The 18,576-nt window shown below is 44.2% G+C and carries 25 protein-coding genes; 22 read left to right on the top strand and 3 right to left on the bottom strand.

The features are described from left to right. Positions 1-16: 16 nt before the first annotated feature. Positions 17-394 carry a rhodanese-like domain-containing protein gene (locus K7399_RS06290; RefSeq protein ID WP_010027739.1) on the bottom strand — a complete coding sequence of 126 codons (378 nt, stop codon included), beginning with the start codon at positions 392-394 and terminating at the stop codon, positions 17-19. 182 nt (positions 395-576) lie between these two features. On the opposite strand from K7399_RS06290, the gene mntR reads away from it, so the two are divergent. Next, complete coding sequence (gene mntR, locus K7399_RS06285; RefSeq protein ID WP_028976421.1) at positions 577-1,005, top strand: transcriptional regulator MntR; 429 nt, start codon at positions 577-579, stop codon at positions 1,003-1,005. 82 nt (positions 1,006-1,087) lie between these two features. Beyond that, a complete protein-coding gene (locus K7399_RS06280) occupies positions 1,088-1,975 on the top strand; it encodes a patatin-like phospholipase family protein (protein WP_028976420.1) in 888 nt (295 codons plus the stop codon). Between the two features lie 136 nt (positions 1,976-2,111). Here K7399_RS06280 and K7399_RS06275 read toward each other — a convergent pair whose 3' ends face one another. Both K7399_RS06275 and K7399_RS06270 read right to left on the bottom strand, forming a co-directional pair. Further along, positions 2,112-2,522 (bottom strand): hypothetical protein, encoded by a 411-nt coding sequence (locus tag K7399_RS06275; protein WP_028976419.1) that lies wholly within the window; start codon positions 2,520-2,522, stop codon positions 2,112-2,114. Positions 2,523-2,543: 21 nt separating this feature from the next. Continuing rightward, the gene (locus K7399_RS06270; RefSeq protein WP_028976418.1) at positions 2,544-3,488 is read right to left on the bottom strand and encodes a DUF1385 domain-containing protein; all 945 of its coding nucleotides are present in this window, start codon (positions 3,486-3,488) and stop codon (positions 2,544-2,546) included. A 219-nt stretch (positions 3,489-3,707) separates the two neighbouring features. Between K7399_RS06270 and K7399_RS06265 the strand changes: the two genes are divergently transcribed. The 20 genes from K7399_RS06265 to K7399_RS06170 all read left to right on the top strand — a co-directional run bounded on the left by K7399_RS06265 (position 3,708) and on the right by K7399_RS06170 (position 18,576). After that, positions 3,708-4,217, top strand: coding sequence for a YqhR family membrane protein (locus tag K7399_RS06265; RefSeq protein ID WP_081791727.1), 510 nt, complete (start codon positions 3,708-3,710; stop codon positions 4,215-4,217). Positions 4,218-4,443: 226 nt separating this feature from the next. Beyond that, entirely contained in the window at positions 4,444-5,001 is a 558-nt protein-coding gene (gene efp / locus K7399_RS06260; protein ID WP_028976416.1) for an elongation factor P, read from the top strand. A 440-nt stretch (positions 5,002-5,441) separates the two neighbouring features. Next, positions 5,442-6,395: a stage III sporulation protein AA gene (spoIIIAA, locus tag K7399_RS06255; protein WP_028976415.1), complete on the top strand. Its 954-nt coding sequence runs from the start codon at positions 5,442-5,444 to the stop codon at positions 6,393-6,395. Then, positions 6,392-6,907, top strand: coding sequence for a stage III sporulation protein SpoIIIAB (gene spoIIIAB, locus K7399_RS06250; RefSeq protein ID WP_028976414.1), 516 nt, complete (start codon positions 6,392-6,394; stop codon positions 6,905-6,907). Before spoIIIAA ends, spoIIIAB begins: the two co-directional genes overlap by 4 nt. 49 nt (positions 6,908-6,956) lie before the next feature. Then, complete coding sequence (spoIIIAC, locus tag K7399_RS06245) at positions 6,957-7,160, top strand: stage III sporulation protein AC (protein WP_010023437.1); 204 nt, start codon at positions 6,957-6,959, stop codon at positions 7,158-7,160. A 15-nt stretch (positions 7,161-7,175) separates the two neighbouring features. Next, positions 7,176-7,577 carry a stage III sporulation protein AD gene (spoIIIAD, locus tag K7399_RS06240; RefSeq protein ID WP_028976413.1) on the top strand — a complete coding sequence of 134 codons (402 nt, stop codon included), beginning with the start codon at positions 7,176-7,178 and terminating at the stop codon, positions 7,575-7,577. Between the two features lies 1 nt (position 7,578). Continuing rightward, positions 7,579-8,775: a stage III sporulation protein AE gene (spoIIIAE, locus tag K7399_RS06235; RefSeq protein WP_028976412.1), complete on the top strand. Its 1,197-nt coding sequence runs from the start codon at positions 7,579-7,581 to the stop codon at positions 8,773-8,775. A gap of 11 nt (positions 8,776-8,786) precedes the next feature. Continuing rightward, positions 8,787-9,419, top strand: coding sequence for a stage III sporulation protein AF (gene spoIIIAF / locus K7399_RS06230; protein ID WP_028976411.1), 633 nt, complete (start codon positions 8,787-8,789; stop codon positions 9,417-9,419). Between the two features lie 4 nt (positions 9,420-9,423). Continuing rightward, positions 9,424-10,080 carry a stage III sporulation protein AG gene (gene spoIIIAG / locus K7399_RS06225; RefSeq protein WP_028976410.1) on the top strand — a complete coding sequence of 219 codons (657 nt, stop codon included), beginning with the start codon at positions 9,424-9,426 and terminating at the stop codon, positions 10,078-10,080. 14 nt (positions 10,081-10,094) lie between these two features. Continuing rightward, the gene (locus tag K7399_RS06220) at positions 10,095-10,631 is read left to right on the top strand and encodes a SpoIIIAH-like family protein (RefSeq protein ID WP_028976409.1); all 537 of its coding nucleotides are present in this window, start codon (positions 10,095-10,097) and stop codon (positions 10,629-10,631) included. A gap of 376 nt (positions 10,632-11,007) precedes the next feature. Then, complete coding sequence (gene accB / locus K7399_RS06215) at positions 11,008-11,502, top strand: acetyl-CoA carboxylase biotin carboxyl carrier protein (protein WP_028976408.1); 495 nt, start codon at positions 11,008-11,010, stop codon at positions 11,500-11,502. A gap of 14 nt (positions 11,503-11,516) precedes the next feature. Continuing rightward, positions 11,517-12,869, top strand: a complete 1,353-nt coding sequence (gene accC / locus K7399_RS06210; RefSeq protein ID WP_028976407.1) for an acetyl-CoA carboxylase biotin carboxylase subunit — start codon at positions 11,517-11,519, stop codon at positions 12,867-12,869. Between the two features lie 19 nt (positions 12,870-12,888). Next, positions 12,889-13,296 carry an Asp23/Gls24 family envelope stress response protein gene (locus K7399_RS06205; RefSeq protein WP_028976406.1) on the top strand — a complete coding sequence of 136 codons (408 nt, stop codon included), beginning with the start codon at positions 12,889-12,891 and terminating at the stop codon, positions 13,294-13,296. A gap of 136 nt (positions 13,297-13,432) precedes the next feature. Further along, positions 13,433-13,834: a transcription antitermination factor NusB gene (nusB, locus tag K7399_RS06200; protein WP_028976405.1), complete on the top strand. Its 402-nt coding sequence runs from the start codon at positions 13,433-13,435 to the stop codon at positions 13,832-13,834. Between the two features lie 18 nt (positions 13,835-13,852). Continuing rightward, complete coding sequence (gene folD, locus K7399_RS06195; RefSeq protein ID WP_028976404.1) at positions 13,853-14,713, top strand: bifunctional methylenetetrahydrofolate dehydrogenase/methenyltetrahydrofolate cyclohydrolase FolD; 861 nt, start codon at positions 13,853-13,855, stop codon at positions 14,711-14,713. Positions 14,714-14,719: 6 nt separating this feature from the next. Further along, positions 14,720-16,075, top strand: a complete 1,356-nt coding sequence (xseA, locus tag K7399_RS06190; protein ID WP_028976403.1) for an exodeoxyribonuclease VII large subunit — start codon at positions 14,720-14,722, stop codon at positions 16,073-16,075. Beyond that, positions 16,068-16,322 (top strand): exodeoxyribonuclease VII small subunit, encoded by a 255-nt coding sequence (gene xseB, locus K7399_RS06185; protein WP_028976402.1) that lies wholly within the window; start codon positions 16,068-16,070, stop codon positions 16,320-16,322. Before xseA ends, xseB begins: the two co-directional genes overlap by 8 nt. After that, entirely contained in the window at positions 16,322-17,206 is an 885-nt protein-coding gene (locus tag K7399_RS06180) for a polyprenyl synthetase family protein (RefSeq protein WP_028976401.1), read from the top strand. The genes xseB and K7399_RS06180 overlap by 1 nt, the downstream gene beginning before the upstream one ends. A 356-nt stretch (positions 17,207-17,562) precedes the next feature. Continuing rightward, on the top strand, positions 17,563-17,829 hold the full coding sequence (locus K7399_RS06175; protein WP_028976400.1) for a hypothetical protein: 267 nt from the start codon (positions 17,563-17,565) through the stop codon (positions 17,827-17,829). A gap of 117 nt (positions 17,830-17,946) precedes the next feature. Then, entirely contained in the window at positions 17,947-18,576 is a 630-nt protein-coding gene (locus K7399_RS06170; RefSeq protein ID WP_028976399.1) for a hypothetical protein, read from the top strand.

The following is an 18,576-nucleotide window of genomic DNA, read 5'->3' as shown; positions in this document are numbered from 1 at the left end:
TTTAACGGCCGTTCGATTATCCTTTTTTGACGCGACCGTTCCATTTCTTAAAGCCGCCTTCAAGTTGGTAGAGATTTGAATAATTCATTTTCTTTAGTACAGCAGCAGCACGTGCACTTCGTGTACCATTGCTGTCATACAAATAGATTGGCATATCATGACGCACTTCCGTATGGCGCATCTTCAACTGGGTCAGCGGAATATTACGCGCACCAAGGATATGACCATTTTTGAATTCATTCGGTTCCCGGACATCAATTAACTGAGCTTTACGATAGCCTGCTCGAAAATCAACGTCGGATAATGTGGTAAGATAGCGACGCTGCATAAATCTGGCGATAAAAAAATAACCGAAATATGCGGCGATCATTGCAACTAAAATAATCCAGCCCATGACTCGTCGTCCCCCTAATTCATTTCACATTTTATTATAACGATTTGTCTCAATTTATGAAAGGCATGAAACCAGTCCGAATGACGTTGATTCCGCTTTCCAGATGCCGACAAATTCTTGTTTTTTAAGGAGTGTTATAGTAACATGAGTAAGAAAAGATGAAGTGGTTAGGGGGAGACACGATGTCGCCTACTCCGAGTATGGAAGACTACATTGAGAGAATTTACTGGCTGATTCAAGATAAGGGCTATGCAAGGGTTTCCGATATAGCGGAAGCACTTGATGTTCATTCTTCATCAGTAACAAAAATGGTTCAGAAATTGGGTAAGGATCAATACCTTATCTATGAAAAATATCGCGGCTTTATTTTGACGCCTAAGGGCAAGAAAATGGGGAAGCGGCTAGTGTATCGGCACGAGCTTCTCGAAGATTTTTTAAAGCTGATTGGCGTGCATGAAGAGAATGTTTATAAAGACGTTGAGGGTATTGAACATCACTTAAGCTGGGATTCTATTGACCGAATCGGCGATGTTGTTCAATATTTCGAAGAGGATCCGAAACGTGTCGGACAGCTATTGGAAATAAAAGAACGAGCGGACGAAGAAGAATGATTTTTGATGAGATCGAGAGATGAAAATCTTCCGGTCTCATTTTGCATGTGCGGTCATCTAATGGTAGTAGGGGGGATCGCGGGTGTACATTGATATTGTTTTTTCGGGCGGCGGAGTTAAAGGTTTTGCGTTTGCAGGCGCTTTGCGCGTGCTTGAAAACGCGGGTTATCAGTTTAAGCGGACAGCAGGTACGAGCGCCGGTTCGATTGTTGCAGCTCTTGTTGCAGCAGGTTATTCAGCTGAGGAATTAAAACAAATCATGGGCAGTATGGATACTGACAAACTGATTGAACCAACGGCACATATTCGCTTCCCAATTATTAAATGGATACGTATTTACTTCAAGATGGGCTTATTTCCAGGTAACCATCTTGAAAAGTGGATGAATACACTGCTTCGTGAGAAAGGAATTGAGACGTTTGCAGATCTCCCTAAAGACCGCCTGAAAATCATTGTCTCAGACGTGACCAAGGGACGGCTGCTTGTCATTCCTGATGATTTAAAAGATTATGGACTGGATTCGCTCCATTTTTCAGTAGCACGTGCAGTGCGAATGAGTTGCAGCTTGCCTTTCTTTTTTGAGCCGGTTCCGCTCTATGATGCGGATGGGGTGAAATCGCTGATCGTTGATGGAGGCATTCTAAGTAATTTTCCGCTTTGGATCTTCAATCGAGACGAAGCACTTCCTGTGCGTCCGTTTGTCGGTCTGCAGATTGTCGATAAGGAATCGGAGAATCTAGAGAAGAAGAAAATCAGAAATGCGGTTGAACTCTTTCGCGGATTATTTAATGCGATGCGAGAAGCTCACGATGAACGCGCAATCGATAAATTTAAAGAATCCAACATTATTGGTCTGCCTGTTGATAAAGTAACAACAAAGGACTTCCAAATATCTGCAAAAGAACGGGAACGCTTGTTTCAAATTGGTGCAGGCAGCGCCGAACAGTTTCTCAAAAAGTGGTCCTATTAGATTCATTCGGACGCTGAGTTTGTCGTAGAAGTCGATATGGATCCGTGCATCATCACGTTTTCTTAAGCACATAATAAGAGCGCCTCAAGGTCTTAAGACTTATGAGACGCTCTCTTCTTTGGTTATGTTTTAAGGTTTAAAATAAAAGTCGTTTTCTTTTCTTATTTTTTCGACCTTCGATGACCGTTAAGTGACTTTGTTTTTTTGCTTGGTGTGCGTTTCGTGTGTAAGCAGAGTGAGCGTTGTTTTTAATCACCTTAAACTTGGGTGAGGTCGAGCGCAGCATATGCGTTTTGTGATGCAATGAAACGATTTGTCTTCTTTTTCGCGACTGACGCGCTGCTCTTTTATAACGCGTCTGATCTCCATGACCGGTCCATTCTGCCAAACGTCGGAAAAAGAACAAACCAATGATCATTATTAGTGCAATGATGAACAATTGAGTCAGAATGACTGTCTTTTGACTTGGCATAAACATAGAAAGCAGGCCGAATAGTCCGAGACCTCCAATAATTACGAAGCCTAATGAATAGAGAAACGTTTTCACGGACACTCACCTCCGTTAAAATTAGAGCACTTGTCGCACAAGTGACTGTTTTTGCTCAATGTCTTTTTCTTTGCGTCGCATTTCTTTAAAGGCATAGATGCCAATTTCAATTTGCTTATCGTCAGGCTCCTTTGTTGTGAGCAATTGAACCCAAAGTCCCGGGTAACCGAGCCACTTCAGCACAGGAATATGGCGAACCTTATTCGTTAATCGAAGAATTTCATAGGCAAGACCCAAATCCAAGGGAATCAGCGCGATTCGGGAAAGGAGTCTAAGTGTCAGCGGTTCTGCAGGGACAAAGAAATAAAGGATGATACTAATGATCGCAGTGAACAGGATATAGCTTGAACCGCAGCGATAATGAAGCCGTGAATGCTTTCTTACATTGGCCACCGTCAGATCTGCACCACTTTCAAAGGTATTAATTACTTTATGCTCCGCACCGTGATACTGAAACAGCCTTTTCATCATCGGCGTCAAAGAGACAAAATAAACATAGCCGACAAGAAGCAGAATCTTGAAAAAGCCTTCGAGCAGAACCTGAGCAACAGTTCCCGATATCAGCGGTTCAAATAAGCTTGCCGCAAAAGCCGGGACAAGTGTGAAAACAAACTTTGCAAACAAAAACGATAGGATACCAAGTGCAGTCAAGCCAATGATTGCCTCAAGATTAAAGCGCTTCTTTGGTTCTTCTTTCTTCATCACATTTGGATCTTCATCATACACCTCCGTTGCATAATTGAGGTGCTTTGTGCCAAGTGCACTGGATTCAATAATGGCTGCAATGCCGCGAATCACTGGGATTTTTCGAAACGGTGCAAGAGCACGCATTTCTTTCTTGGGTACTTCAAAATAGGTGACGGATTGATCATTCCGGCGCACAGCAGTTACTGTTGTGTGCTTACCGCCCATCATGACACCTTCAATGACCGCCTGACCACCGTATATAGGAAGAATTTTATCCATTACCTAATCAGCCCGCTTCTCATCAATGATTTGTTTTTCCTTGTTACTTATTCTTATTCTACCCGAATTCACTTAAAACCTCTAGATATGTACCCCTTTCTGTTCATAGTTTTCTAGATCAATATTCCTTTCCGACCGTATTCATTTGTTTAAAGAAATACATGATTATCCACAAAGAGGCGCATACTTCATGGTAACCATTCGTATTGTGAGGGGTAAATGATGGCTAAACGCAGAAGAAAGACGAATAAAAAAGCGAAGCATTTATTTGCCATGTCGATCGGGCGTACAGCGATAACCGGTTTATTTGGCGGACTGTTTTGGGGGTTAATCGGTCTCCTATGCTATTTGCTGAATTTTTCAAAGGTTGGTCCGTCCTTGATCTTCGCAGTGTTTCCTTACTGGACAGGGAAGGACTCCGTCTATGGACAGCTGATTGCGGTGGCGGTCATGTCACTACTCTCTCTGTTAATCGCAGAGCTTTATTTATTTGTTTTCAGCAGAATTAAATCAATGTGGTTCTCGGTTAGTTTTGGTCTTTTATTATGGTTTATTGTCTTTTTCTTGTTTCAGCCGTTTCTACACGGTCTACCTGAACCTGCTCGGCTTGGCTGGAATACGACATCGACAACACTTTGCCTTTTTGCGTTGTATGGATTGTTTGTTGGTTACTCGATTTCTTTTGATTTTGAGGAACAAACGGGGGGAAGCAACTATTCAAATCAATAATGCTGTGGTAAAATGTCAAGAGTGAATTTGTCTGCGCGTCTCGTTAGATTAGGCTGAAAAAAACCTTAATCAACACGTTTTTCTGCATTTATTTCCTTCGTTTATAGGAAATGATGCTTTTTTCATGAGTGTGGACATGAACGTTTTACAGACATAGTTTTTACTATTTTTTTAAAGACTGGCGCGGATGAGCCTGCGGCAGCGGTGTACTTAAAGGAGGAAGCTTATGATTTCTGTAAACGATTTTAAAACAGGTTTGACCATTGAAGTGGACGGCGATATTCTTTCTGTTATCGAGTTCCAGCATGTTAAACCTGGAAAAGGTGCGGCGTTTGTTCGTTCAAAGCTGAGAAATCTGCGTACGGGGGCCATTCAGGAAAAAACGTTCCGCGGCGGCGAAAAAGTAAATCCGGCACGGATCGACAACCGTAAAATGCAGTATCTCTATTCAAGCGGCGATACGTATACATTTATGGACTTGGAATCTTACGAACAGTTGGATCTCGATGCAAGCCAAATTTCTGAACAACTGAACTTCTTGAAAGAAAACATGGAATGTAACGTTCAATCGTATCAAGGTGAAACGCTTGGTGTTGCGTTGCCAAATACCGTTATTCTCGAAGTTACTGAAACGGAACCAGGAATTAAGGGAGACACGGCTTCGGGCGGTTCGAAGCCGGCAACGCTTGAGACCGGTTATGTCGTTCAAGTACCGTTCTTCGTTAATGAAGGAGACAAGCTTGTGATTGATACGCGCTCAGGTCTTTATGTATCCCGTGCGTAATCAACCCATTAAATAACGCATGCATGAACAGCATACTTGTGAACAGTCTCTTCTGAGGCTGTTTTTTGAGCTGTCCCAAAAGGGTGTTGAACGGATTGCTCGCATCAACTGATCGCGACCGCGGGCGATCCAGGAGCCTCCTCGGCTGATCCTGTAAATCCTGTGGGGTTTCCTTTGGCTTGCGATCAACGGGAACGCTCCGCAGGAGTCGCGCATCTTCGCGCTTATCCTGAAACGGACGTTTTTTAAAGAGTGTCCCGTAGTCAATTTGACTACGGGACACTCTCTTTTTTTGTCCTCACAGACGAACGATTCCGGCATGTGTGCTTTTCATCTGTTCGCATGCAGCCTCATGCGAATCAAGCATATTGTGTACAAGCGGGCATATATTTTGATAGAAAACAAAAAGCAGTGAAGCATTAAGATCCGAGGTGGCTCATTTGAAACAGATACTCCCCTATCTACCTGAACCGATGCAGCAAATTATTCTTCGGATGCCTGAAACCGATCGCAATGCGCTTGAAGAGATTCGCTGCCGCACAGATTGTCCGCTTGAATTGATTGTTTCTGGCAAACGGTGGGTGCCGCCAGAAGGTGTTGCGATGCCGATTTTCCAAAAAGAGCAGGCAAGGCACCTGTTGCAGCAATTAGCCAAGTATTCGCTCTATACCTTGGATGAGGAGCTTAGACGCGGCTATGTGACCATCCCCGGCGGTCATCGAATTGGACTTGCCGGCCATGTCATTACAGAAAATGGACATGTCCTTCGTTTAAGGGATGTTACCTTCTTTAATATTCGATTAGCCAAACAAAAGGTCGGAGCAGCACTGCCGCTCGTTCCTTATCTCTATCAGCGCAATCGCTGGTTCAGTACATTGCTAATCGGTGCGCCTCAAACCGGAAAAACAACGATGCTGCGCGATTTGGCACGGCTTGTCAGTGAAGGCATACCGAATCGTTATCTGCCGTCACGAAAGACGGCAATTGTTGATGAACGCTCTGAACTTGCAGGATGTGTCGATGGCATTCCACAGAATCGCTTGGGCATTCGCGCAGATGTGATGGATGCGTGCCCAAAAGCGGAAGGGATGATGATGATGATTCGTTCGATGAGTCCTGAAGTGCTGATTGTTGATGAAATCGGCGGAGCGGAAGACACGAAAGCATTATTAGAAGCGTTAAACGCCGGCGTTGCCGTCATGGCCAGTGCACATGGATTCACTTTTGATCAACTTCTCCACCGCCCATCAATTCGCCCATTGATTGAAGCACAGCTGTTTGAACGTTATGTCATTCTTTCTCGTCACAACAGTGCTCAAAAAAATGGTTGCCGATTGACGATTCTTGATCGAATGGGAAGAAAGATGTCTGCCACAGAGGAGCAGTGGCAGTGATTCATTTAATCGGGGCAATGCTGATTGTTTTTGCATCGACTGCAACAGGGCTGCTTCTTGCCAAGCGGTACCGGGATCGTCCAAGGGAAATCAGACAATGGCGTTCGGCTCTGCAATCAATCGAAGCAGAAATCGTTTACGGACGAATCCCCGTTGATCAAATGGCAGAAGATCTTGCCTTGCAAATGCCGCTGCCGCTATCAAATTTCTTTGATACGCTTCATGATCAGATGATCGGTGAACGTTTGCCGCTACAGACAGCATGGAGCCATTCGATCGAACAGTATTGGCCCGGAACGGCACTGAAACAGCCGGAGAAGGAGATTATGATCCAATTTGGGACAACACTTGGAACGGAGGATGCGGAAAATCAAAGGAAACACATTCAGCTTGCATTGGCGCATCTTGAACGTGAAGAACAGGAGGCACGTCAGTCGCAAAAAGCAAATGAAAAAATGATTCGCAGCTTGGGCTTTCTGGCGGGAATTCTTATTGTTCTACTGTTCTTATAAAAGGCATTTAAAGCAAGCAATCTGGCGCGGAGTGAGAGGAGGGAGTCCCATGTCACTCGATGTAAATACAATATTTCAAATTGCCGGAATTGGCATTATCGTAGCGATGATCCAAACGGTTTTGAAGCAGATGGGAAAAGATGATTGGGCGCAGTGGGTGACACTGATCGGGTTTATCGTCATTCTCTATATGGCGGCAACGCTGATCGATGATCTGTTTGAACGAATAAAACAAGTATTCCTTTACATGTAGTGAGGCGGCTGATCCATGGATATTCTTCAGATCGTTGGATTGGGACTTTCTGTCACATTTCTCACGCTTATTTTGAAGCAGAGAAACCCAGTGTTTGCTTTAGTTGTCTCGCTCATCGCTGGTGTGTTTATTCTCCTCATGATGATCGACCAAATTCGTTTGGTTATGGAGATGCTGAAAAATATGGCGCAAACCGCGCATCTAAATAATGTTTACGTTGCGACCATTCTTAAAATAATCGGCATCGCTTATATCTCGGAATTTGGTGCACAAATTGCAAAAGATGCGGGACAAAGCTCAATGGCTGGGAAAATTGAGTTAGCAGGAAAATTGATCATTTTGGTTATGGCTATTCCTATTTTGACCGCCATCGTTGAAACCGTGATGAACTTAATGCCACAAGTAGGAGGAGGTTGAGATGAGGCGAAGGTTATATTCCAAGCGATTTCAGCTTCTGGCATTCATGCTGTTCTTGCTCATACTCTTGTTTGGTGCGGACAAGCCTGCTTATGCAGAAGACAGCGGCGAGTTGCAGCAATGGTCTGATCAGCAGCTTGATCAGCTTGACACCGATAAAATTGATGCATATTGGCAGAAAGTTGTTACGGATTATAACGGATTTCTGCCCGAAACCGAAACCAACTTCAAAGATTTGCTGCATTCAGATAAAGAAAGTTTTTTTAAAAAAATGATCGACGGATCGGTTCGATTCTTTTTGAATGAACTCGTTGTCAGCAGCAAGCTGCTTGGTACTCTGATTCTGCTTACCGTCTTTTCAACGCTGCTTCAAACCATTCAGTCGGCATTTGAGCACAAGGCAGTTTCTAAGGTCGCTTATCTAGTTGTTACCTTAGTGCTTATGATTCTGATGTTGAACAGTTTTCGACTGGCGATTAATTATACGAACGAAACCGTTGGTACGATGAGCCATTTTCTCATTGCGCTGCTCCCTCTCGTTCTGGGGTTGACTGCGGCTACCGGAGGACTTGCCTCCGTTGCCTTTTTTCATCCGCTTGTTATCTTTCTTGTTAATGCATCGGGATGGCTGATTTCTTCCTTTGTTTTGCCGTTGCTGTTAATGTCTGCCTTGCTCGCCATTGTCAGTACTTTGTCCGATCACTATAAACTCACCAGACTCAGTGAGCTAATGAAAAATGTTGCCCTCTTTACTTTGGCTGGTTTTTTTGCCGTTTTTCTCGGAGTTATCTCAGTTCAAGGGGCGGCAACATCGATTTCCGATGGTTTGATGGTAAAATCCGCAAAATTTTTTACCGGAAACTTTATCCCGGTGGTCGGGAGGATGTTTACTGAGGCTGCTGATACGGTCATGGGCGCCTCGGTACTGTTAAAGAATACGATTGGAATTGTCGGTCTGCTTATTTTGATTTGTATCACCGTTTTTCCATTGCTCAAAATCGTATCGCTCGCGTTTATTTATAATTTAGCAGCCGCTGTACTGCAGCCGCTGGGAGGCGGTCCCGTCATCGATTGTCTGGTCATCATGGCAAAAAGCATTTTCTATTTGTTCGCAGCACTCGCCGTCGTCTCGCTTATGTTCTTTCTTGCCATCACGATCATTATTGCATCTGGAAATCTGTCGCTAATGGTGCGCTAGGAGGTGCATAGATGGGCTATCTTGTTCATTGGATTTCACAAATTGTTCTCATCGTTCTGTTCGCGGTCATACTTGAATTGCTCATGCCTTCCGGCGTTTTCCAAAAATATATTAAGTTTGTTATTGGTCTTGTACTCATTATTGCATTGATGGATCCGGTTATTCGTTTGTTTCATGTTGACCCGAACAGTCTGCTTCAAGGGATCAACACGCAGAAATACAACGAACCGGTAAAAAAAGAAACCGCGCGCCAAAAAAGTGAAATAGAAAAGGCACAAGCCGCATATATTCAAGAACAAGTGGTTGTCCATATGAAAAATCAGGTGAAGGAGGAGTTGAATGAACAATACGGATTACAAATTGCACATTTGGAACTCTCCGCTGCGCATGAGGACGGACAAGATCTGTCGGTGCGAAACGTTAAAGTTACGGTTGAAAAAGCGGAAGCAAGCCATCGTCGTCAAGAATCCGGAATTCGGAGCATTCAACCCGTTCAAAGTGTATCGGTCGACCTAGATAAGCAGTCGACAACTGAGAAGTCGGTACATGAATCCAATGAGATGAAAGATGTCCGAGCCTTCCTTGCGAAACGATGGGAACTCAATGAGCGCCTCATCTCAGTAAACATGGAAGGGGGAGAGTGAAGGTATGATGCGATGGATTGAAAAGCTGAGCCGGATGCTTGGGGGCAAGGATAAGGACGGAAAACCGGCAAAAAGTACAAAAAGCGCATTGGTTAAATTGGTTGCGCTAGCGCTGGTCGGTATGGCGCTTTTGGCTGCCAGTCATTTCTTTTCCGAAAAAGGGTCTGAGCCATCAACTGCTGAACCTGCCTTCAGCACCAAGGATTCGAAGAACCTCTCAGAGATTAAAGCAGGAACAAAGACGGGCACGATGACTTCGATTGAAAAGTATGAGTCTTATGTGAATCAGAATTTAAAAAATATATTGGAACAAATACGCGGCGTATCGGATGTCTCGGTTATGGTGACTTTTGCTTCTACAGAAAAGAAGATTTATCAAAACAACACAAAGGTACAGGATAATCAAACGAGTGAGACCGATCCAAAAGGCGGCAAACGCCAGGTTACTGAGCGCAACGAAGATAGTGAAGTAGTCATGATTGATCAGGATGGCAACAAAGTGCCCGTTGTGATCGGCAATGAGCAGCCAACAGTACGCGGCGTTATCGTTGTCGCCAGAGGTGCCGAGCAATCATCGACGAAAGTCGCAATCATGGATGCAGTTTCTACCGTTTTGGATCTACCGTCTTACAAAGTAACGGTTCTTGAGAAGAATGACTGAGGAGGAGAAAAAACATGATCAAAAAACAAACGGTTTGGTTACTCACAATGCTCAGCTTAATTGTTGTTCTCTCCGTGTACGCGCTCTCTGCTCCAGGAAACCATGGGCAAACGGCGCAATCCGGTGAGAAAGCGGCTCAGACAAGCGCAGGATCAAAAACGGCAAAGACAGCAAAAACAGTTGCAGCCAGTGCAACTGAAGAAAAGCTCGCCAATATTGAGTTGACTAAAGATGACGAACGCAAGAGCTTGGAAAACAAGTATGAGAGCGTTGTTGCTTCAAAAAATAGTACAGCCAAAGAGATTAGTGCTGCCTACGACGCAATGTCAGATCTTAAAACAACTGCGAATAATGAAACAATGCTTGAAGACGTCATCGAATCGAAAGGCTATGATAAAAGTGTTGTCAAAACAAGCGGCAACCAAGTTCAAGTTTATGTCAGCGCTGATAAATTGACGAATAAGCAAGCCAATGAAATTATTCAATTAACAAATGAATATTTGGGGACCGGCCGCGTTGTCAGTGTTACCTACGCGTTAAATCAAAAGTAATTTAATAAATCAATGCCGCTTAAAGATTTTTTAGATAAAATAAGGTAGAATAAAAGCTGTTGCGATTTTTTCGCAGCAGTTTTTTTGGTAAGGTAAGAAAGTATCAGACGTCGTCAATGTATTCAAACCGAAAAAACAATCACTTGGTTGCGCGTCCTGCGAAAGTTAGGAACGGGACTAGCCGAGTATTTTTAATCAAGTCGAAACATTTTTGTCCATTGATTCGTAATCCTATAGGGTTATCGTTTTCTGGACGAGTAGACAAACAAAATAAATGCCCAACGAACAACGCTTGAAGGAATTATGAGTATCAAACAAGTGAATGATGATATGTTATAATTGAGTTTAAAGCGGACGGGATAAAGGAGTGCTGGATTTGCTAACTATTGAAGACATTAAGACTTTAATTAAAGAACTGGATTCATCTTCATTAAGCGAACTGAAACTTGAGGCAGAAGATGGAAAAATCACCTTAAGAAAAGCGGATGCATTTGCTGGAAAAGTAAAAACAATCGTTGAGGCAGCACCTCAGACGACGGCTGTTCAGGCACCTTCTGCTCAGCTTGAGCCACAATCAAATACAAGTGCTGAACCTGCGGCTGCGGAAGCAAATACAGATGCTGACCCGTCCCTCCACAAAATTACGGCACCGATGGTTGGAACTTTTTATTCGTCCTCCTCACCTGACGCAGATGCGTTTGTTTCTAAAGGATCAAAAGTAGACAAGAAGTCGGTCGTTTGTATTGTTGAAGCAATGAAACTATTCAATGAAATAGAAGCCGATTGCAAAGGGACGATTGTTGACGTTCTTGTGGAAGATGGTCAGCTTGTTGAGTATGGTCAGCCATTATTCTTGGTTAAGGAAGATTAAGGAGTTTAGTTTAAATGATAAAAAAAGTATTAATAGCCAATCGAGGAGAAATTGCGGTTAGAATTATTCGCGCTTGTAAAGAATTGAACATAGCAACGGTAGCGGTTTATTCTCAAGCCGATAAGGATGCGCTTCATGTACAGCTTGCTGATGAAGCCTACTGTATTGGACCCAATGCCCCTAAGGACAGTTACCTCAGCTATACCAACATGATCAGTGTCGCTGCATTGACTGGCTGCGATGCGATTCATCCGGGGTATGGATTCCTTTCTGAGAATGCTGATTTTGCTGAGATGTGTGAAGAATGCAACATCAAATTCATCGGTCCGACATCAGAAGCCATTAGTAAAATGGGGATCAAAGACGTAGCAAAGCAAACAATGAAAGACGCTGACGTACCGGTTGTCCCAGGTTCCAATGGTATCATTGACAATGTTGAGGACGGAGTGAAGATTGCAAAAGATATCGGCTACCCGGTTCTTATTAAAGCGACCGCAGGCGGCGGAGGCAAGGGGATTCGCGTTGCCAAGAATGAAGAAGAACTGCGTCACGGGATTGCTATTACTCAGCAAGAGGCCGATACTTCTTTCGGAAATTCCGGGGTATACATCGAGAAGTATATCGAAAATTTCAGACATGTTGAGATTCAAGTACTGGCGGACGAGCACGGGCACGTCGTTCATCTTGGCGAGCGTGACTGTACGATTCAGAGGCGCCTTCAGAAGTTATTAGAAGAGTCTCCCTCACCGGCACTCAATGAAGCGAAACGCCGGGAAATGGGTGCAGCCGCGGTTCGTGCCGCACGTGCTGTCCGTTACCGCGGTGCTGGAACGATTGAATTCATTTATGAACCGGACGGATCGTTTTACTTCATGGAAATGAACACGCGCATCCAGGTGGAACACGGCGTTACTGAGGAAGTTACCGGTGTGGACTTGGTCAAGGAACAGCTTCGTATCGCTGCCGGTGAGCCGCTTTCGATCAGCCAAGAGGATATTCAGTTGACCGGACACGCGATAGAATGCCGGATCAATGCTGAAGACTCAGAGAAGAATTTCATGCCTTCCTGCGGACGTGTTGAGACTTATCTTGCCCCCGGAGGTCCTGGGGTTCGAATCGATTCAGCTGTCTATCAAGGCTATTTCATTCCTCCATACTATGACTCCATGGTATCAAAGGTCATTGCGTATGGGAAAACAAGAGAAGATGCTATTGCGACAATGAAACGCGCACTTGACGAATATGTTATTGAAGGGATCAAAACGACGATTCCCTTTCACACACGTCTGCTCAAGCATCCGGTTTTTCAAAGTGGACAATTTAATACGAAATTCTTGGAAAAATACCCGTTGAACGAGCAAAGCTAATCGTGGAGGTGTGATGCTCATGCCTGAAAATGAAAAACAAACCATTGAGGTTGAAGAACATCAGGAGGATTTAGGCAGAATTGAAATTTCACCGGAAGTGATTGAAGTGATCGCCAGCCTTGCCGCTATCGAAGTTGTCGGGGTCGGTGAAATGTATGGAGGATTTGCTGCCGGAATGGTAGAGAAACTAGGCGGTCACAACAATCGAAAAGGTGTTAAAGTTGATCTGACTGATGAAGGGATTACGATTGATGTTCAATTGATCATGAACTATGGTGTTTCGATTCCCGAAGTTGCCGAGAAAGTGCAGGATAATATTGTTCAAAAGCTTAAGCGGATGACTGCACTTGATGTTAGTGAAATCAATATTCATGTTGTCGGTGTGCGTTTCGAGCATAAAGAAAATGACAATGATGCAATCGATTAAGAAGCAAAGGGGCGGGAGGTTGTCCTCTTTGCTTCTTTCCGTGTAGTCCTCAGCAGTTATGATGTGAAACCGTTGACAGCTTATGAATGTTCAAGACAATGAATCATGTGAAATGTAAGATGAAAGGGAGTACGTAATGAATCGAAGAGAAGCACGTCAGCTGGCATTGCAAGCCTTATTTCAAATGACACTCAGCGATATTGACAGAAAGTCGGCCATCGATGCCGTAAAAGATGAAGGAGAACCTGTTGACCCTTTTGTTACTCGGCTGCTGGATCAAACCTTAGATCACGAAGAAGCCATCGATCAACTGATCAGCAAGCATTTAAAAAACTGGTCTCTTGATCGTGTTGGGAATATTGATAAAACCATTCTGCGTCTAGCTGTTTGTGAAATCATGTATTTTGATGACATTCCATTGACGGTCTCTGTCAATGAAGCGGTTGAACTTTGCAAAATTTATAGTGATGAACAGACAAGAAAATTTGTTAATGGCGTTCTTTCCGGCATTTCTAAAGAAATAGAAACAAATTGCTGATGAAAAGGATGATAGAGTATGAGTGCACAACTCATAAACGGCAAAGCAATTGCTGCAGAAAAAAGAAAAGCAATGATCGCTCAGGTTGAATTAATGAAACAAAAAGGAACGACACCTGGGCTGGCTGTCCTTCTTATTGGTAATCATCCTGCATCCGTCTCCTATGTGAAGGGGAAAGTAAGCGATTGTCAGGAAGTGGGCATTCATTCACAATTAATTCGTTTACCGGGAGACGTTGCTGAAGCTGAACTTCTGAATCAAATTACCAAGCTTAATGTTGATCGCAGGATTCACGCCATTCTTGTTCAATTGCCGTTGCCAAGTCATATTTCAGAACAAAAAGTGGTTCAAGCGATCCGTCCTGAAAAAGATGTTGATGGCTTTCACCCAGTTAATATTGGGCGAATCGTGACGGGACAGCCCGGGTTTGTTTCATGTACACCCGCGGGAATTTTAGAGATGCTGAGAACCATTCATTTACCGATTGCCGGCAAGCATGTCGTCATCGTTGGTCGAAGTAATATCGTCGGCAAGCCGGTTTCACTGCTTTTTCTAAATCGCGATGCGACCGTCACAGTCTGTCATTCTAAGTCAAAACCGTTATCATTGTATACGAAGCAAGCAGATATATTGATTGTTGCAGCAGGCAAAGCATCACTGATTCATGCTGATGATATTAAACCTGGGGCTGTTGTAATCGATGTTGGCATGAATCGAAATGCAAGAGGAAAATTGGTTGGTGATGTGGCATTTGATGAGGTGAAGGAAAAGGCGGGTTATCTTACGCCGGTGCCCGGCGGAGTCGGCCCGATGACGCGGGTCATGCTATTGGAAAATACATTGACCGCTGCAATGAGACAAATGGAAAAGGGACTCTGATTGCTCATGGAAAACGAACGCTATGTAAGTGTTACCAAATTGACGCGCTATATCAAACAGCTTCTTGAAACCAATGGACAGCTTCAAAATGTTTGGTTGCGAGGGGAAATTTCTAATTATAAACGGCATTCGCGTGGCCATTTGTATTTGACAATTAAAGATAAAAATGCACGGATTCGCGCCGTCATGTTTGCTGGAAATGCACGCCGATTGACCTTTGAACCTGAAGATGGAATGAAAGTGCTCGTCCAAGGATCGGTCGCTTTATATGAACCTTATGGTGAATACCAGATCTATATCCGAGAAATGGAGCAGGATGGGTTAGGCAGGCTTTATCTCGCTTATGAAGCACTGAAGAAGAAACTTCAGGCGCAGGGCATGTTTGATGAGACGCTCAAAAAGCCACTTCCAAAAGCAGCTCATGAAATTGCGATTATAACCTCACCCACAGGTGCAGCCATACGTGACTTGTTTACAACGATTAAGCGCAGATTTCCAGCGGCACGCTTGACCGTTTTTCCAGTGCTTGTTCAAGGAGCGGGAGCTGCATCCTCAATCGCTGCAGCAATTGATCAGGCCAATCGGTACAATCGCTTCGATGTTCTAATTGTTGGGCGCGGCGGCGGATCCATTGAAGATCTGTGGGCTTTCAATGAAGAAATGGTTGCTCATGCTATTTTTCAGTCGCGGATACCTGTTATTTCTGCTGTGGGACATGAAACCGACTTTACAATTGCCGACTTTGTTGCTGATAAAAGGGCGCCTACGCCAACGGCAGCTGGTGAATTTGCGGTTCCAAGTCGTATTGACCTTCAACGAAGACTCGCACAGACAGAATCTCAACTCGGACAAGCCGTTCGCGGCAAAATTCGCGAGGCGAAGAAGCAACTGGAGCATCTGCAACAATCCTATGCCTTTCGCTATCCTGCTCAGCTTGTGCTGCAGAAAGAACAAGAATGTGACCGGCTTATTGAACGGTTGCGCGGGGCGTTTCAAATGGGTATCCAACGGAAGCGTGACCGGCTGGGCATGGTGGAACGTCTGCTCAGTCAAAGCAAGCCCAACCAGCTTGTTGCGCGTGCCAAAGAGCGGCTCAATGATCGGGAACGTCAATTAACCCGTTCTTTTTCTGCTCAATTCAACCAGAAGCAGGCACTTTTTGAGCGAAGGATTGATCAGTTGAACCATTTGAGTCCGCTTAAAATTATGGGACGCGGCTACGGGCTCGCGTTTGATAAAGACGATCATCTGATTAAATCGGTGCGTACAGTTGATCCGGGTGATATGATTAATTTGAGGCTGCACGATGGAACAATTGACTGCCAAGTATGGGGTATTGAGGAGGCGAAGACGAATGAGTGAATCTTTTGAACAAGATCAATCGAAAGCGCCGGCTTTTGAGGATGCGATGGATCAGCTTGATCAGATTGTCAAACAATTGGAAGAAAACGATGTTCCTTTAGAGAAAGCGATTGGGCTGTTTCAAGAAGGTATGGCTTTATCTAAGATTTGTCATGATAAGCTGGAGTCTGTCGAAAAGAAAATGGATCAACTGCTAACTCCGGATGGGGAAACGCGCCCTTTTTCTGTCCAGGGAGATGACGAATAATGAGCGAAGCGCTGAATGCTTATTTAGCTGAGAAGAAGGAATGGTTTGACGATCAGCTCCCGAAGCTGTTTAAGCACCTATCCATCACCCAAAAGTTAAAGAATGCAATGCTTTATTCGATAAAAGCAGGCGGAAAACGTATTCGACCGATCTTGCTTTTTGCGACGCTTCATTCCTTTGGCAGGGATGAAAAAATTGGGTTAAAGACTGCACTGGGACTTGAAATGATACATACGTACTCACTCATCCATGATGACCTTCCCGCAATGGATAATGATACATTGAGACGCGGACAACCGACAAACCATGTGGTATATGGCGATGGTACTGCTATACTCGCCGGTGACGGATTACTGACCGCGGCTTTTCAAATGATCGCTGATGATCAAAGCCTAGATGCAGCAGTTAGAGTAGCACTAATTGGTAGGTTGGCAAAATCAGCAGGTCCCGAGGGTATGGTAGGCGGTCAGGAAGATGATCTTGAAGCTGAGGGGAAAGTGCTACATTTAGAAGAACTGATGTCAATTCACAAAAGAAAGACCGGAGCCTTGATCCGATTTCCTGTCGAGGCAGCAGCCGTCATTGCAGAGGCAACCGAGGTGCAAACAGAAGCACTCATTCGCTATTCGGAGCATTTGGGACTGGCGTTTCAGATTGGAGACGATATTCTCGACGTGATTGGCAACGAGCAAGCATTAGGGAAAACGATTGGCAGCGATCTTGCCAACAATAAAAACACGTATGTAAGTTTGCTGCGTGTTGACGGTGCAAAAGAAAAACTTGCACAGGAAGTTGAGCAAGCACTTGCCAATTTAAAGGAATTAGGTTTTGAAGACGGCCTGCTTGGTGATCTTGCACGCTACCTGGAAAAACGAACGCATTAAAATCGTTAAATGGATTTGAGCGTTTGCATCTTTTGTGATAAACTTAATTGCATTGTCAATGAAGGTGCAGTATTCTAGTCACTCTACTTTGCTTGAAGACGGGGCTAAAAATCCGTCAAAGGGCACATCGATGAAGTTCCTGGTGTCGGCTTAAGGCGCCCAGCTTTGGGCTGGTGCTGGGAGTAAAGGGCGTAGGGCGATCCGCAACGGCATGTGGGCGAAGACCCTGCGCCCGTGGAGACACGTACGTTGTTTGCTTTGTGCAATAACTATGTGGAAAACCTGTTTCGTCAGTACTTGAACAATTAAGGAAAAGCGAACAGCGTAGCCTGCCTTGAGTGGGAAAGAGGGGATGGATGGCGAATAACTTTGACCTGCTTGGCCAGTGGGAAAAGGGACGTCTTCCTGAAATCAATTCTGCAAAAGAGGCTAGAGCAAAGCTTCAAGAGTGCTTGAGGAAATCTCCTAGACTGTCTGCATCACCGCAGCGTTCGAAAAGGATTATGGTGCGGTCTAAGTGGCGTTCCAGTTCGATGTATGGCGACAACATCGGTCAAATTTTAATAGGAAACTACCTGCTTGGCGACAACAGGCAATTTGACGGGAAAACCTACTGGACCTAAGCCGCAATGTTTACTTTTCGAACGACCTCATATACATAATTTTCTTTAATGAGTATCTTATAATTTATTTAAGGATGTGAGAATTTCGGTCAAGATAAAAAGATGATCGAAATACGCATGAAAAACGATTTAAAAAAAGCTTTAAGATGGGCATTGCCATTAGCTGTTATCACATTTGTGCTAGCGGCTATTTTTTCAATTGCATCGACAGCCGTGCTCAGCAATGCAAATGTATTCAGCGGTACGATCGTTGTCATGGTCATCATCCTGATCGCCCTTTTCTTCGATATTATTGGTGTTGCTGCCACAGCTTCAAGTGAAGCGCCTTTTCATGCCATCGCTTCTAAGGGAATGAAGGGTGCGAAATTTTCGGTCTGGCTTACCAAAAATGCGGACCGAGTGAACACATTTTGTACCGATGTAATCGGTGACGCAGCAGCAATTATCAGTGGTACGGCAGCTTCAGTCGTTGTAGTAGAATTGATGGCGCTCCTCGTTTACAATAAGAGTGGTGTTGCCGAGTATATCATTTCTGTGATTGTGACGAGTTGTGTTGCAGCATTTACTGTTTTTGTCAAAGCGTTGGGAAAAGGCTTCGCCATTAAAAATGCAACGAAAATTATTTATCGAGTGGGCTACGTCATGTACTTCACAGAAGATCATCTTCATATTCCCATCTTAAAGCTTCTTGATAAGAAGAAAAAAAAGAAGGGGAAGAAGAAAAAAACGGCAAAGAGGGACGTGTGA

It is taken from the genome of Sporolactobacillus terrae, from assembly GCF_019930545.1.
Taxonomy (GTDB): Bacteria; Bacillota; Bacilli; order Bacillales; family Sporolactobacillaceae; genus Sporolactobacillus; species Sporolactobacillus terrae.
The sequence above is the reverse complement of the archived record's forward strand: the minus strand, read 5'-3'. Positions and strand labels throughout refer to the sequence as shown.

What these genes read in the sequence shown, in the direction of transcription:
- spoIIIAC (WP_010023437.1), top strand. Translation starts at nt 6,957, where the DNA reads ATGTCACTCGATGTAAATACAATATTTCAAATTGCCGGAATTGGCATT.
- K7399_RS06270 (WP_028976418.1), bottom strand. Translation starts at nt 3,488, where the DNA reads ATGGATAAAATTCTTCCTATATACGGTGGTCAGGCGGTCATTGAAGGT.
- spoIIIAE (WP_028976412.1), top strand. Translation starts at nt 7,579, where the DNA reads ATGAGGCGAAGGTTATATTCCAAGCGATTTCAGCTTCTGGCATTCATG.
- xseB (WP_028976402.1), top strand. Translation starts at nt 16,068, where the DNA reads ATGAGTGAATCTTTTGAACAAGATCAATCGAAAGCGCCGGCTTTTGAG.
- K7399_RS06170 (WP_028976399.1), top strand. Translation starts at nt 17,947, where the DNA reads ATGAAAAACGATTTAAAAAAAGCTTTAAGATGGGCATTGCCATTAGCT.
- K7399_RS06175 (WP_028976400.1), top strand. Translation starts at nt 17,563, where the DNA reads ATGGCGAATAACTTTGACCTGCTTGGCCAGTGGGAAAAGGGACGTCTT.
- efp (WP_028976416.1), top strand. Translation starts at nt 4,444, where the DNA reads ATGATTTCTGTAAACGATTTTAAAACAGGTTTGACCATTGAAGTGGAC.
- spoIIIAD (WP_028976413.1), top strand. Translation starts at nt 7,176, where the DNA reads ATGGATATTCTTCAGATCGTTGGATTGGGACTTTCTGTCACATTTCTC.
- K7399_RS06220 (WP_028976409.1), top strand. Translation starts at nt 10,095, where the DNA reads ATGATCAAAAAACAAACGGTTTGGTTACTCACAATGCTCAGCTTAATT.
- accC (WP_028976407.1), top strand. Translation starts at nt 11,517, where the DNA reads ATGATAAAAAAAGTATTAATAGCCAATCGAGGAGAAATTGCGGTTAGA.
- K7399_RS06265 (WP_081791727.1), top strand. Translation starts at nt 3,708, where the DNA reads ATGATGGCTAAACGCAGAAGAAAGACGAATAAAAAAGCGAAGCATTTA.
- K7399_RS06180 (WP_028976401.1), top strand. Translation starts at nt 16,322, where the DNA reads ATGAGCGAAGCGCTGAATGCTTATTTAGCTGAGAAGAAGGAATGGTTT.
- nusB (WP_028976405.1), top strand. Translation starts at nt 13,433, where the DNA reads ATGAATCGAAGAGAAGCACGTCAGCTGGCATTGCAAGCCTTATTTCAA.
- K7399_RS06290 (WP_010027739.1), bottom strand. Translation starts at nt 394, where the DNA reads ATGGGCTGGATTATTTTAGTTGCAATGATCGCCGCATATTTCGGTTAT.
- spoIIIAF (WP_028976411.1), top strand. Translation starts at nt 8,787, where the DNA reads ATGGGCTATCTTGTTCATTGGATTTCACAAATTGTTCTCATCGTTCTG.
- mntR (WP_028976421.1), top strand. Translation starts at nt 577, where the DNA reads ATGTCGCCTACTCCGAGTATGGAAGACTACATTGAGAGAATTTACTGG.
- spoIIIAG (WP_028976410.1), top strand. Translation starts at nt 9,424, where the DNA reads ATGATGCGATGGATTGAAAAGCTGAGCCGGATGCTTGGGGGCAAGGAT.
- K7399_RS06205 (WP_028976406.1), top strand. Translation starts at nt 12,889, where the DNA reads ATGCCTGAAAATGAAAAACAAACCATTGAGGTTGAAGAACATCAGGAG.
- folD (WP_028976404.1), top strand. Translation starts at nt 13,853, where the DNA reads ATGAGTGCACAACTCATAAACGGCAAAGCAATTGCTGCAGAAAAAAGA.
- xseA (WP_028976403.1), top strand. Translation starts at nt 14,720, where the DNA reads ATGGAAAACGAACGCTATGTAAGTGTTACCAAATTGACGCGCTATATC.